This is a genomic window from Lentilactobacillus diolivorans DSM 14421 (genome assembly GCF_001434255.1).
GTDB classification, from domain to species: Bacteria; Bacillota; Bacilli; order Lactobacillales; family Lactobacillaceae; genus Lentilactobacillus; species Lentilactobacillus diolivorans.
Window position 1 is genome coordinate 33,890 of record NZ_AZEY01000034.1, and the last position, 10,380, is coordinate 44,269.

23 protein-coding genes are annotated in these 10,380 nt (G+C 37.0%); 9 read left to right on the plus strand and 14 right to left on the minus strand.

Translation table 11 applies throughout. The features are described 5' to 3' along the window. Position 1 precedes the first annotated feature (1 nt). The 12 genes from FC85_RS04255 to FC85_RS04295 all read right to left on the minus strand — a co-directional run bounded on the left by FC85_RS04255 (position 2) and on the right by FC85_RS04295 (position 5,111). Entirely contained in the window at positions 2-928 is a 927-nt protein-coding gene (locus FC85_RS04255) for a DNA replication protein DnaD (protein ID WP_147008566.1), read from the minus strand. A gap of 34 nt (positions 929-962) precedes the next feature. Further along, on the minus strand, positions 963-1,532 hold the full coding sequence (locus FC85_RS04260) for a DUF669 domain-containing protein (protein ID WP_057864315.1): 570 nt from the start codon (positions 1,530-1,532) through the stop codon (positions 963-965). After that, positions 1,513-2,208 carry an AAA family ATPase gene (locus tag FC85_RS04265; RefSeq protein ID WP_057864316.1) on the minus strand — a complete coding sequence of 232 codons (696 nt, stop codon included), beginning with the start codon at positions 2,206-2,208 and terminating at the stop codon, positions 1,513-1,515. Before FC85_RS04265 ends, FC85_RS04260 begins: the two co-directional genes overlap by 20 nt. A 15-nt stretch (positions 2,209-2,223) precedes the next feature. Next, positions 2,224-2,766: a host-nuclease inhibitor Gam family protein gene (locus FC85_RS04270; RefSeq protein ID WP_057864317.1), complete on the minus strand. Its 543-nt coding sequence runs from the start codon at positions 2,764-2,766 to the stop codon at positions 2,224-2,226. Positions 2,767-2,768: 2 nt separating this feature from the next. Beyond that, positions 2,769-2,945: a hypothetical protein gene (locus tag FC85_RS15870; protein WP_169788439.1), complete on the minus strand. Its 177-nt coding sequence runs from the start codon at positions 2,943-2,945 to the stop codon at positions 2,769-2,771. 160 nt (positions 2,946-3,105) lie between these two features. Then, positions 3,106-3,231 (minus strand): hypothetical protein, encoded by a 126-nt coding sequence (locus FC85_RS16180; RefSeq protein WP_263862679.1) that lies wholly within the window; start codon positions 3,229-3,231, stop codon positions 3,106-3,108. A gap of 5 nt (positions 3,232-3,236) precedes the next feature. Then, positions 3,237-3,470 (minus strand): helix-turn-helix domain-containing protein, encoded by a 234-nt coding sequence (locus tag FC85_RS04275; RefSeq protein ID WP_057864318.1) that lies wholly within the window; start codon positions 3,468-3,470, stop codon positions 3,237-3,239. Next, positions 3,470-3,793: a hypothetical protein gene (locus tag FC85_RS04280; protein ID WP_057864319.1), complete on the minus strand. Its 324-nt coding sequence runs from the start codon at positions 3,791-3,793 to the stop codon at positions 3,470-3,472. Before FC85_RS04280 ends, FC85_RS04275 begins: the two co-directional genes overlap by 1 nt. A gap of 4 nt (positions 3,794-3,797) precedes the next feature. After that, the gene (locus FC85_RS04285) at positions 3,798-4,319 is read right to left on the minus strand and encodes a hypothetical protein (protein ID WP_057864320.1); all 522 of its coding nucleotides are present in this window, start codon (positions 4,317-4,319) and stop codon (positions 3,798-3,800) included. A gap of 72 nt (positions 4,320-4,391) precedes the next feature. Beyond that, a complete protein-coding gene (locus FC85_RS15875; RefSeq protein ID WP_169788440.1) occupies positions 4,392-4,553 on the minus strand; it encodes a hypothetical protein in 162 nt (53 codons plus the stop codon). A gap of 154 nt (positions 4,554-4,707) precedes the next feature. Beyond that, positions 4,708-4,863: a hypothetical protein gene (locus FC85_RS16090; protein WP_225427592.1), complete on the minus strand. Its 156-nt coding sequence runs from the start codon at positions 4,861-4,863 to the stop codon at positions 4,708-4,710. After that, positions 4,863-5,111, minus strand: coding sequence for a helix-turn-helix transcriptional regulator (locus FC85_RS04295; RefSeq protein WP_057864321.1), 249 nt, complete (start codon positions 5,109-5,111; stop codon positions 4,863-4,865). Before FC85_RS04295 ends, FC85_RS16090 begins: the two co-directional genes overlap by 1 nt. Before the next feature lie 91 nt (positions 5,112-5,202). On the opposite strand from FC85_RS04295, the gene FC85_RS04300 reads away from it, so the two are divergent. From FC85_RS04300 to FC85_RS04310, 3 genes are all read left to right on the plus strand, one after another. Then, entirely contained in the window at positions 5,203-5,580 is a 378-nt protein-coding gene (locus FC85_RS04300) for a helix-turn-helix domain-containing protein (RefSeq protein WP_057864322.1), read from the plus strand. Beyond that, the gene (locus FC85_RS04305; RefSeq protein WP_057864323.1) at positions 5,577-5,855 is read left to right on the plus strand and encodes a hypothetical protein; all 279 of its coding nucleotides are present in this window, start codon (positions 5,577-5,579) and stop codon (positions 5,853-5,855) included. The genes FC85_RS04300 and FC85_RS04305 overlap by 4 nt, the downstream gene beginning before the upstream one ends. 72 nt (positions 5,856-5,927) lie before the next feature. Next, positions 5,928-6,179 (plus strand): hypothetical protein, encoded by a 252-nt coding sequence (locus tag FC85_RS04310; RefSeq protein ID WP_057864324.1) that lies wholly within the window; start codon positions 5,928-5,930, stop codon positions 6,177-6,179. Between the two features lie 15 nt (positions 6,180-6,194). On the opposite strand, the gene FC85_RS15665 is transcribed toward FC85_RS04310, so the two are convergent. Both FC85_RS15665 and FC85_RS04315 read right to left on the minus strand, forming a co-directional pair. Continuing rightward, positions 6,195-6,335, minus strand: coding sequence for a hypothetical protein (locus FC85_RS15665; RefSeq protein WP_157051267.1), 141 nt, complete (start codon positions 6,333-6,335; stop codon positions 6,195-6,197). 372 nt (positions 6,336-6,707) lie between these two features. Further along, positions 6,708-6,932 carry a helix-turn-helix domain-containing protein gene (locus tag FC85_RS04315; protein ID WP_057864325.1) on the minus strand — a complete coding sequence of 75 codons (225 nt, stop codon included), beginning with the start codon at positions 6,930-6,932 and terminating at the stop codon, positions 6,708-6,710. Positions 6,933-7,080: 148 nt separating this feature from the next. On the opposite strand from FC85_RS04315, the gene FC85_RS04320 reads away from it, so the two are divergent. The 6 genes from FC85_RS04320 to FC85_RS04350 all read left to right on the plus strand — a co-directional run bounded on the left by FC85_RS04320 (position 7,081) and on the right by FC85_RS04350 (position 10,287). Continuing rightward, positions 7,081-7,479, plus strand: a complete 399-nt coding sequence (locus tag FC85_RS04320) for a helix-turn-helix domain-containing protein (RefSeq protein ID WP_057864326.1) — start codon at positions 7,081-7,083, stop codon at positions 7,477-7,479. Beyond that, positions 7,412-7,888: an ImmA/IrrE family metallo-endopeptidase gene (locus tag FC85_RS04325; protein WP_057864327.1), complete on the plus strand. Its 477-nt coding sequence runs from the start codon at positions 7,412-7,414 to the stop codon at positions 7,886-7,888. The genes FC85_RS04320 and FC85_RS04325 overlap by 68 nt, the downstream gene beginning before the upstream one ends. Positions 7,889-8,047: 159 nt before the next feature. Next, positions 8,048-8,440, plus strand: coding sequence for a hypothetical protein (locus FC85_RS04330; protein ID WP_057864328.1), 393 nt, complete (start codon positions 8,048-8,050; stop codon positions 8,438-8,440). A gap of 37 nt (positions 8,441-8,477) precedes the next feature. Continuing rightward, positions 8,478-8,711, plus strand: coding sequence for a hypothetical protein (locus FC85_RS04335; RefSeq protein WP_057864329.1), 234 nt, complete (start codon positions 8,478-8,480; stop codon positions 8,709-8,711). A gap of 57 nt (positions 8,712-8,768) precedes the next feature. Then, a complete protein-coding gene (gene mscL, locus FC85_RS04340) occupies positions 8,769-9,137 on the plus strand; it encodes a large-conductance mechanosensitive channel protein MscL (RefSeq protein ID WP_057864330.1) in 369 nt (122 codons plus the stop codon). A 316-nt stretch (positions 9,138-9,453) separates the two neighbouring features. Beyond that, positions 9,454-10,287 carry a hypothetical protein gene (locus tag FC85_RS04350; protein WP_057864332.1) on the plus strand — a complete coding sequence of 278 codons (834 nt, stop codon included), beginning with the start codon at positions 9,454-9,456 and terminating at the stop codon, positions 10,285-10,287. Positions 10,288-10,380: the final 93 nt, after the last annotated feature.

Genomic DNA, 10,380 nt, shown 5'->3' on the forward strand with positions numbered 1-10,380 from the left:
ATCAAGCCTCCTCAGTCGGGGCAGTCTGTCTAAACTGCGCTAACTTTTCTTGAACTGCCCGTTTTTCCGCCTCGGAAACTTTCCTCTTCGGTTGCTTAGCTGGCGCACTCCTAGACTCATCCTGGGCCCAGTCCGGCAATTTTTCTTTAATGTGCGCTTGTTTTTGCTTATATTCACGATTGGCTTGTCCTGTTAGAACGTCATATTTTTCACGCAGTTTCTTGGTTGATAAAATATTAGCCCGCCAGAAATCGTTATCTTGGGTCCAATCAACCAGCTTGGCAAATTTGTCATATGCCCGTTTGTCACGCTCATGAGCTAGGCGAACTTCATCTGCCCACTTTTGTAGATCCGGTTTTTTTAGGTCTGGTTGATGTTCACGAATCCGCTTATAAAGATGCTCAGCAATTTGATACGGCCGCTCAGTCGGCGCATAGGTCCGCGATGTTTTAGATCGGGGACGTTTGTTTTTATTAGTCTGGTTAGAGTCTGTATTAGTAAGTCTTTTATGAGCTACTGTCTGAGCTACCGTTTGGGGTACTGTCTGAGCTACTTTATCGGTACCTTCTAAGCTACTTTTTGGGCTATTTTTTGGGCTTGTAGTAGCTCTGATAGTATCCTTATAAAGTTTTATGATGCGATATTTTGGTGCAAATGAATTTTTTCGCCCACGTACGTATCCAATCAATCCGTCTTGGACAAGTTCATTACGTGCTTTCTTGATTCCAGCTTCAGATAAACCGGTAAGACTGAGCAGTGCAGAATTCTTCATGGGAAATGTGTCATCCAACTTGCCTTGGTCGTTCGCGTAGTCTAATAGTTCGCGATACAGATTATTTTGGCCGTTACTGATACTCATTTCATACATCTTCAAATTACGGTACGCTCGTCGTTGCTTAAAGTAATCCAAACTGGAACCTCCTTTCATTTATTCCTCCCACCCACCACTTGTTGTGACTAATCTAGAACGGTAAATCCGAATCTGAAATATTAATGCCGTCATCCTTACCAAAAGAGTCAGTTGAATGATTTATTTCCTGGTTTGAAGTGTTATTTGAAATTGATCGACTAGGATTTTGACCAGCATTGGGACGCTTAACGCCATTTGGCTGACTACCATCCGGATTAAGTGGATGGTATCCACGGACCTGTAAATAAACTTGACCACTATTATTAGGTTCACCCCATTCAGTTTCAACAGATAACTGACTATTTTGGGCTGCTTTAGCAATTTGGCCAATACTATCAACCCGTGCACCATCTTTAACTCTCAAAGCAACCAAGAAGGTGTTAAACCGTTTGATCGACGTCTCTAAGTGTTCCTCATCACTGCTGTCCCAAACGAGGTTTTGATAACGAATTTGACCACCCTTATACTTGCCATCTATTACTTCAACATCCAAGGTTAACATTGGTAAACCTCGTCCCTTGGTCGTGGTTGTTTGAACCTTAACCACTTTAACATTGTAAGTGCCAGCCTCTTGGACACTCATTCCAAAAACATTATTTGAATCAACTGTGAACAATGACATTTCTTTCAATCTCCTCTTCAGTTAGCTTGTTAGGCTGAATTAGTTCTTCAGCATGAATTAATTTCCGATTATCTAGCCGGTTCTTAGCATGATTCCCCTGCTCTGGATCTAAATCAATCATCCGTTGACCATCTTTAACGTAGATTCGGCCCACCACATCAAACATGCTGGTAAATGCGTTAAACGTCTTCTCATTCATATCAGCTGCATAACGACCATCGCCAGTAATGCCAGCCGTCCCATTATCAATTTGATGGGCGGTCGCATAAACAGTCTTACCACTCTCCTTTAAAATTGTCCCCAGTTGCCGAAACCAAAGCTGCAACTTCTGATAGTTCTGGCGATTATCCTTTGAAGCATTATCAATATTCTCCAGAACAAAGTTTTGAAGTGCTGAGACATTGTCGAGTGCAATCACCTGATACTTACTGTTAGCAATGACACGATTAACCATTTTAAAAACATAGTCTTGAATTCGTGGCATATCCTGTTTTTGAAAGATCAGGACATCGGTATCTTTTTCACCGATTAAAACATTACTTGATAGGTCAAAACTGAAAAGTAATTTATGTCCATTAAACTGTTTCAATAAACTTGTTTTTCCGGTCCCACCATCACCATAAATAAAATACATGCTGGGAATACGGGGGATATTTCCATCCTGATAAAACTTCATGGTTGACACACCCCCTTATTCATTAAATTTAAACATTGTCGTTTCACTGGCTGGTTTAATCGTTGGACCATCGAGAATCATGCCGTCATTACTGATGAAGTGATCACCAACAAAATGAAAATCCTTTTTAATGGCAGTTTTATCTGGCTTGGGATTTGGCTTAAGATACTGGGTTAATCCCTGATCACTTAAACTTTGTACCAACTTCTTATCATTCGGCCAGTTGACACCTTCACGTTGCTTACGAGTGGAAACCGTACCGTATGGTGTTGAAATACGGGCCTTAGGGTCCGTTTGACGCATATCATGTAAATAGTCGGACAATAGTCCTTCCATGTATTCCCGGCTGCTCTCGTTCTTTTCTAATTCCTTCTGTTGCCACTTTTGAATCGCTACAATTTGTTCTTGGGCAACCCGTTTAACCTCGGTATCCTGATTATTAAAATCACACAGTTTACGCATCACCCAGGTAGCTGAACTCAAATCATGAACTTCAAATTTGGGCTTTTCGACTTCCGTTGATTCGTTTTCTAAATCTAGTTTTGGTAACGCACTCATTGCTATTCCTCCTCATAAATTCCGGTCATTGCATAATCGCTCAAATGATCTTCCTCACGGCGCAAACAGGTCAGCATAGCTGCTTTAACATCCGCGCTTGGTTCATCATCAATGGCTCGTTTTAAACCAGCCACTCGTAGCTTGGCCAATTCAACGGCTTTAGTCGTTGTGTTTTCCATAACCCAATCCCTCCATAATTCGTTGCATCCAGCTTCGTTGTGGACTATACTATAACGTATAGAATGTTTTGACATACAAACAATCTCTTTTTCGTTGCGTTGGACAATTGCCGTTGTTCAGCGCTTTTTCTTTGCTCATTTTTCATAGTTCTCATCCCTTCTAACTGAACCAATCTTTTAGCCATGCTTTTGGATCTTCACAAAACTTACAAAACTGATATCCGATACCAAATGCAATCGCACCAAACAATACATAAACTGTCCATGTTGGCAAAGTTGCAACCACACTAATCACCTCCTCAATTCAATTGGTTTCAGCAATTCATACGGCTCGCATTCCAATACCTCAGAAATTCGACTTAGTGATGAAAATCTAATTGTCTCCAAGTGACCGCTGCGAATATACCAAAGAGCATTCCTAGAAAGACCGGTTTTCTGGACTAGGTCACTTAAACCTAATCCTAATCGCTGACTACGAAGCAAAATATTTTCAGCAAGAACTTCGCCTAAACTACTCGCTTTCATTAACCAAACTCCTTTCTAAGAGATGTTGGCAACCGTTGTGTACCAGGCTTGCCATGTTTAGCAACATAAGACTCCCATGCCTCAGATACCTTTTTAACGTCCCACAGTCGCTTATTTCCTAAATCATGTTCAGCAGCTAAAAATTCAGGCGTATCAATAACCGACTTATAAAGAAATGATTTTGACATATGGGTCATTGCTACCAGTCCCTTTAAATCAACCGTTACCGTTTTAACCTCTAAACTTCTTTTAACAGAAGTTTCGATCTGTTCATCAATTCGGGACAAAATATATTGACTAAGTTGGGCTGAAAAATCATTCATTTGCCTAACCTCCATACTTTTGATTATATTCATCAACCAATTCTTTAATCTCTTCGTCTGATAACTTGGCAAAAATCATTTTGGCGTAAGTGTATTTTAATTCGGATCCAATCTCTTCAAAAGAATCCTTAAAATGCTTAAGCAAAAAATCTGACTGCGCAGGAGTTCGCTGACACGGGTCCATGGCAATAATGTAATCTGCCTCGTCTTCAGACGCTTGCCGTTCATGTTCTTCCTTTTTCTGAGAAACCTCATCAGCGTACAAATCCTGCTGTAAAACTGGATTATTCATCATTGATGGAATGCCAAACTCACTTCGCGAAGCACTGAATGCTAATGGTAACGACCACAGCCTTTGGACAAGTGTTTTCTTGACATCTCGGGGTGCGTTTCTTCGCCCAGCTCGGATGTTGCTTAACTGACTTCCGGAAATATGAGCTTGTTCCGCAATCTCAGATCGATCGAACGTTTTTCTTAGTTTGCCTAAATCGAGTGTTAATTGTTTAGCAAATTTTGAATCTCTCAATCTAATCATCTCCATTTTGAAAAAAGATTAATCGTCCTTTTCCATCTAATTTGGTAAATTGAACTTAAGGAGTTAGGAAAATAGTAATTGCTCCTCACTGTCACAAAGTGATTGATACATGGCTTTAAGAAAATCATCACCGTGCCGATCAATCATTTCTTTAATCGTTTCTACTCCTCTGGATTTAGCCGTTGGACTGTTGAGAATTTGGTGAATCATCTCTTGACGTGTCATGGAATCGCCTCCTTTCGTTTCTTTAGTGGGATAATTAAGTTATTCCATCAAAGGTGGTGAAAAAACAGGAAACTTGATCATCAGTCAATTTGCGAATGTCTTTCAAGTTGAGCTTCAATTTAATTGCAACATTGACGGAATTTAAATCTTGCAACTAGCTAAAACCAACCTTGCCGTACTTTTCATAAGCCCAATCATGAATCTCTTGTTTCAGCGCTATAGACTTCGAGTTCTTTTGATTAGTTAGAGTCTTGTGCACCCCTGATTGGTCCTCCTCCGGGAATGCTTTTTGTTCCTCTGTTACTTGCATTATTTGATCACCTCTTTATCATTGCTATACACGTCCGTATCGGATGTGCTAGAATTAAATAGTGTAGTAGGTGGCACATTTAAAATACTTGAAATTTCAAAAGCAACTGGTAACTGTGGTAATCGCGTTCCGGATTCATAACGTTGGTATGAGCTCGGCTGAATTCCAAGCTTATCTGCCATTTGACGTTGCGTATACCCAGCTCGTTTACGTGCTTTTTGAAGATCTTTGTTATGCTTGTTACTCATTTAAATTCATCTCTTTTCCTTTTTGGATACATCCGATATGTTTATAATAACATCCATTTTGGAAAAATCAACCCAAAAACGGAGGCTATTTATGTTTAAGGAGAAATTATTTATTGCAAGGTTGAAAGAGCTTCGTAATGAAGCAGGATACACACAAAAAGATATTGCCCAAATTCTTGAAATTGGTGGGCCTTCTTATCAGCGATATGAGAACGGATCTCGGGAACCCAATTTAAGCTCTTTATGTTTACTAGCAGATACCTATTCGGTTACAACTGATTACCTATTAGGTAGAAGCGACACTCGAATCGAAACCATCTCGAAGACCAAAGATTCTAAACCAAACATTTCATTTAACGATCAGGATTGGGTTAAATTAGGGAAGCTTCTATCAAATGAGGACAAGAAACGTATCTTTGAGATTCTAACCGGTCATGATTTCCTTCCGTACAACGAGGCGGAAAAATGAAATCAACTACTAATATTGAAAACATCGTCTTAGATACATTAGTCCATCTTCATATGGATGGTTACGACTCCTACGCTTGTGCAAGGACAATTCTTCCTACGTTGGAAAAAACTGGATATCAAGAATCTGATATTTTTGCAGCTATTCAAAACCTTTCTAGTAAGAATTTAATTAACATTGAATCAGTTTCTCAAACCCCTGCTTCCAAATTTAAATGTGTTAATTTGGTACCGTTTACTAAACAGGGCTTTGCTTATTGGAAAAAGTATTGCTAGGACATTTTATTTGTTCGTTGCCACTATCTCATAAAGTAATGACGACATCTCAATTAATCGAGGTGAAGGTATATGAAGATAAAGGTTGCTCATTTTAAAGCATCAAGCACTGACTTTTCGGTCATCCTCTTGGCTTCTAATTCTGAGTTGACGGCTGAAGCAATGAAAAGTGTTGGTTCAAAGCTTCCCAAAACTATCCAAAGACCAATTGTAATTGCCGCAAAGTCAACTTCTGGTTTGGCGTTTTATGGTCAAGATGATCTAGTTAATCTTATAGACGAGGTCAAAATGGCCCAATTTCCTTGGAAGGTATTGAATATTTAAGGATATTTCTGTCTTTCATTTGATCATCTTGCTCAATTGATTGGCTAAAGCTGTTAGTTTTGCAGCTCCATCAAAAAGTGCCTCTTTAGCTTCCTTTTTCTTAGAGATGTCTATGCCGTTTAAAAATATCAGAATCTCAACCAGTTCCTGTTCCATGCTTTGCCTCCCTTCAACAAACTTCTCGGCTTGTGCCACCTTTGATATAGGATAATGTAATTATTCCAAAATATTGGCTAACCTCTAAAGGACAAGAACTAGCCGGTTATCTTCATTATTTCAAAACATTTTTCACAAGAAAGGTTGTACCGTGATATCATGCGTACACCTTTTTTCCTAATGCCATGGGACAAGCGGTGATACTCATAACTATGGGGAGAGAAATAATTGCCTGCTTTGTAAGTTGATAACGGAATTTTGTCTCCCGACTCGTTGTAGTAAAACAGCAGAATATCATTCTCAGAATGTTAAATGTAATTTTGCCATCACCTTTAAAAACAATGGATTTAATTTCAAATATTTTCATAATTGTTAAATCAGCTCTTTAAATTCATCGCAAAAGAAACTAATTTTTACGTTCAAAGCTTTTGAGGCGGCAAAAACATGTTCTAAGGTTAAACGGTTCTTTTGATTTTCAAGATTCCAATAATGTTGAGTGGTTTTCAATCCCATTCGCCTTGCAGTCTCTGCTTCGGTAAGCCCCAACTGCTTTCGACGCTGCTTCAATAGTTCATTTGCATTGGGTTTAATATTCATTCAATCCCTCCTTGCTAAACGAATCGTTTAACTTATGATCATATTATAGCTAAACAAAAGATTTAACACAAGTTATTTTTTAAATTTTTTGTTTATAAATGTAAATAGATCATTTAATAAAACTATAATTATTAATAGGAGTGATGAGATGGACGAAAAAGGAAATACTGGGCTGCCTATGCGTCTTATTAATTTACGTGAAGAACGCAATTGGTCTAAAACAGAAGTTGCACGCAAACTCGGTTTCAGTAGTATGCAGAGATATGCAAATTATGAATACGGAACTAACGAGCCAGATGCAACAATGTTAAAAAGAATAGCTAATCTCTATGCTGTTTCAGTTGACTTCCTTGTAGGAAATAGTGTTGACCGTCATGGTCACGTTCCTTCTTGGGCAACTGAAAGGGATAAAAATGACCTAAAAAAATATCTCAGTGAAAACTGGGATTCAATGACTTATGGGGGTGATGAATTAACCAATGAAGAAAAACAACAGTTACGGGTGGCCATGGAAACCATCTTCTGGAAACGGCATAAACATCAGTAGTTTGGCAAAAATAACTGTCAAGACCGTTGTTTCCCGATATGGCACTGCCGATCCGTTCACGATTGCAGATAAACTAAATGTTGAATATTTTTATATGCCACTTGGAAAACATCCTTTAGGCGATACCAGTTATGACCATCACGACCCGATCGTTATTCTTAACGAATCCATTCGAGAATCACCACAGCGATACTACACATTAGCCCACGAACTGGGGCATGTTATTATGCACGCCGATCTAACTGGTTATCATTCAGGAATCTGGACTTATGGAAAGTATGAGCAACAGGCCAATCAGTTTGCAACTGGATTAATGGGGTTACTGTTTGTTGAAGAGAATGGATATGAACCAGATAATTATTATAATTTAGTAAATTGCTATGGGTCACCGGTAGATTTTTTTGGTTAAAGAGGGGAAACATTATAATAAAGTTCAAACAATTTTTAAATCTAGAAATGTGGATACTAGTTATAGTTGCTGTAATTCTAGTTACAATGTCCTTAGTTAACCAACAATCATTTTATTGAACCAAATGCCGTTATTTTAAATTTTAAGGATATGATTACAGTGACTAACTTTGTATTAAAAATCAAAAATCGAACAACTCCTAAGGTTGTAATGATTTCTTACCAGGCAATGACCGAAAGTGATCATAATATATTGATCACTGGAGATATAAAACTCATGAGGAATCAAGTTGATCTTACATATTTGTCTAATAAAAATTTTTTATTGAATTTGGTTCAGGATATAATTAAACATCTTAAGACGGATTATATCCTAACTAAAATTGAAATTGAACAGTCAGTCAATCGATTTCAAATATGTATTCCTACTGGACAAGATCTTGATGTTTATATAAAAACTTATGAACTTACTAACCGCGTTAGCACAAGTATTGGAAAGCTCGATAAGGTGGTAATTACAGTTCCAATCATAGAATTATTTAGAATAGGTTAAATAAATTGATACTTTCAAGAATAGGAGAGATGTTTTAATGATTTACACAGATATATTTAATATTAAACATGAGAATGCTAAGGTCGTTGATACTCATAACTCTTTTAATCGCATCTTTGTTATCGAAGATACCAATGGTGTTCGGTACACTTGTTTAAGAGAAAATGCACCGGTTATGCCAAAATCTGCTACTCATTTTAAAACTTTGCGTTCTAAAAATGCACCACTGAATTATCTGTCTCCTTACTTTACTGGTAAGCGAGTTAAATGACGGTTGTTTCTTAAAAATCTAAAATACAATTTATTATCTATTTAAGAGGAGATTATTATGTTAAAAGAATTTAAAGAATTTATTGCTCGCGGTAATGTTATGGATCTAGCCGTTGGTGTCATTATTGGTGCCGCTTTTACATCAATTGTTAAATCATTAGTTGACAACTTAATTAATCCATTAATTGGTATTTTTCTTGGACAAATTGATTTTTCAAATTTGGTTTTCAAAATTGGTGATGCAACATTTAAATATGGTGCCTTCATTAATTCAATTATCAATTTCTTGATTATTGCCTTCGTTGTATTCTTATTGGTCAAGCGTGTTAATAAGCTAATGCCTAAAAAAGAGGAACAACCAATCGTACCAACTAAAGAGGAACAATATTTACAAGAAATCGTGGACATTTTGAAGAAGAAAGCCTAGTTTTCACCAACAATACTGGGATGGGAGGATTAATTCATGGATATCATTGTAATCGCTATCGGACTAGTATTTGCATTAATTGGTATTATCGTTATTAAACAAAGTAATAAGTTATCTTCCCAGGATCCTTTCAAACTTTTTGGTACATTCATAGGTATATCATTTATCTTTTTAGGGGGATGTTTGATAATATCGGGCACATATCCACTCTTGTTAAAACACTTCCCGCTTATAATAACGCTTCTTTACTAACATACGATTATTATTTTAGAAGTTTGTAATTTGAATACATTTGATTTTAAAGGAGAAATAATTCATGAAGGCTATTACATATCAGGGAATAACTTTCACTACTTATCAACAGGCAGCTGACTTTATTGGTATTAGCAAAGTTGGCTTCTCAAAGCGCTTTCAAAAATATAAAGCTGGTATTTATTCACTAGACAATTTGTTTAAAAGTTGTCACCCAAACAAAAAAGAAATTTCATATCATGGAAAAAAATTTAACAGTTATGTAGAAGCCGCAAAATATATTGGTTCAACGCCAGAAACATTTGGTCGCCGTCATAAGCAGTATGAAAACGGGGAAATTTCTTTAGATAAATTATTTCGAAGAACCAAATATACTCCCTATGAACTGCCAGCTTATCATGGGAGAAAATTCACTATCAAAAAAGAGGCTGCTAGCTTTTTGAAAATTAGCCAAACGGCACTTACAAGACGTTTGAAATATTATCACTCTGGAAAATATGATTTGGACGATTTGTTTTCAAAAACTCCGAACGAAATAAGAAACCGACATGCTAAAAAAACGCCATTACAATTTGCTGATCAAACATTTGATACTTATCAACAGGCAGCTGACTACGTCGGTATTTCTCAACCTGCTTTCTCCAATCGTATGAAGAAATACTACTTGGGAAGCTACGCCTTTAATCAAGTTTTTGAAGCCCCTAAGCATACACATGGAAATGTGATTAAGTACAAGGATCATACTTTCTATACCTATAAAGCAGCCTCTGAATTTATTGGCATCAGCTATAATTCCTTCTCTAAACGATTAAAAAAATATAAGTCTGATGCAATCACTCTGGATGAATTATTTGCTAAACCAGATGTTTTTCGAACTAATCAAAATAAATTTGGTTAACCTTATATTTTAAAATCTGCTCTTAAAAGGAATTTATGGCTTGAATTGTCAAATTAAGTGCAACACTACATTAAAGAATATTTCATAAGGCGT

What these genes read in the sequence shown, in the direction of transcription:
- FC85_RS15875 (WP_169788440.1), bottom strand. Translation starts at nt 4,553, where the DNA reads ATGACACGTCAAGAGATGATTCACCAAATTCTCAACAGTCCAACGGCT.
- FC85_RS15870 (WP_169788439.1), bottom strand. Translation starts at nt 2,945, where the DNA reads ATGGAAAACACAACGACTAAAGCCGTTGAATTGGCCAAGCTACGAGTG.
- FC85_RS04300 (WP_057864322.1), top strand. Translation starts at nt 5,203, where the DNA reads ATGTTTAAGGAGAAATTATTTATTGCAAGGTTGAAAGAGCTTCGTAAT.
- FC85_RS15665 (WP_157051267.1), bottom strand. Translation starts at nt 6,335, where the DNA reads ATGGAACAGGAACTGGTTGAGATTCTGATATTTTTAAACGGCATAGAC.
- FC85_RS04305 (WP_057864323.1), top strand. Translation starts at nt 5,577, where the DNA reads ATGAAATCAACTACTAATATTGAAAACATCGTCTTAGATACATTAGTC.
- FC85_RS04325 (WP_057864327.1), top strand. Translation starts at nt 7,412, where the DNA reads ATGAAGAAAAACAACAGTTACGGGTGGCCATGGAAACCATCTTCTGGA.
- FC85_RS04295 (WP_057864321.1), bottom strand. Translation starts at nt 5,111, where the DNA reads ATGAGTAACAAGCATAACAAAGATCTTCAAAAAGCACGTAAACGAGCT.
- FC85_RS04265 (WP_057864316.1), bottom strand. Translation starts at nt 2,208, where the DNA reads ATGAAGTTTTATCAGGATGGAAATATCCCCCGTATTCCCAGCATGTAT.
- FC85_RS04280 (WP_057864319.1), bottom strand. Translation starts at nt 3,793, where the DNA reads ATGAATGATTTTTCAGCCCAACTTAGTCAATATATTTTGTCCCGAATT.
- FC85_RS04315 (WP_057864325.1), bottom strand. Translation starts at nt 6,932, where the DNA reads ATGAATATTAAACCCAATGCAAATGAACTATTGAAGCAGCGTCGAAAG.
- FC85_RS04275 (WP_057864318.1), bottom strand. Translation starts at nt 3,470, where the DNA reads ATGAAAGCGAGTAGTTTAGGCGAAGTTCTTGCTGAAAATATTTTGCTT.
- FC85_RS04335 (WP_057864329.1), top strand. Translation starts at nt 8,478, where the DNA reads ATGATTTACACAGATATATTTAATATTAAACATGAGAATGCTAAGGTC.
- FC85_RS04310 (WP_057864324.1), top strand. Translation starts at nt 5,928, where the DNA reads ATGAAGATAAAGGTTGCTCATTTTAAAGCATCAAGCACTGACTTTTCG.
- mscL (WP_057864330.1), top strand. Translation starts at nt 8,769, where the DNA reads ATGTTAAAAGAATTTAAAGAATTTATTGCTCGCGGTAATGTTATGGAT.
- FC85_RS04270 (WP_057864317.1), bottom strand. Translation starts at nt 2,766, where the DNA reads ATGAGTGCGTTACCAAAACTAGATTTAGAAAACGAATCAACGGAAGTC.
- FC85_RS04255 (WP_147008566.1), bottom strand. Translation starts at nt 928, where the DNA reads ATGAAAGGAGGTTCCAGTTTGGATTACTTTAAGCAACGACGAGCGTAC.
- FC85_RS04260 (WP_057864315.1), bottom strand. Translation starts at nt 1,532, where the DNA reads ATGTCATTGTTCACAGTTGATTCAAATAATGTTTTTGGAATGAGTGTC.
- FC85_RS16090 (WP_225427592.1), bottom strand. Translation starts at nt 4,863, where the DNA reads ATGCAAGTAACAGAGGAACAAAAAGCATTCCCGGAGGAGGACCAATCA.
- FC85_RS04320 (WP_057864326.1), top strand. Translation starts at nt 7,081, where the DNA reads ATGGACGAAAAAGGAAATACTGGGCTGCCTATGCGTCTTATTAATTTA.
- FC85_RS04350 (WP_057864332.1), top strand. Translation starts at nt 9,454, where the DNA reads ATGAAGGCTATTACATATCAGGGAATAACTTTCACTACTTATCAACAG.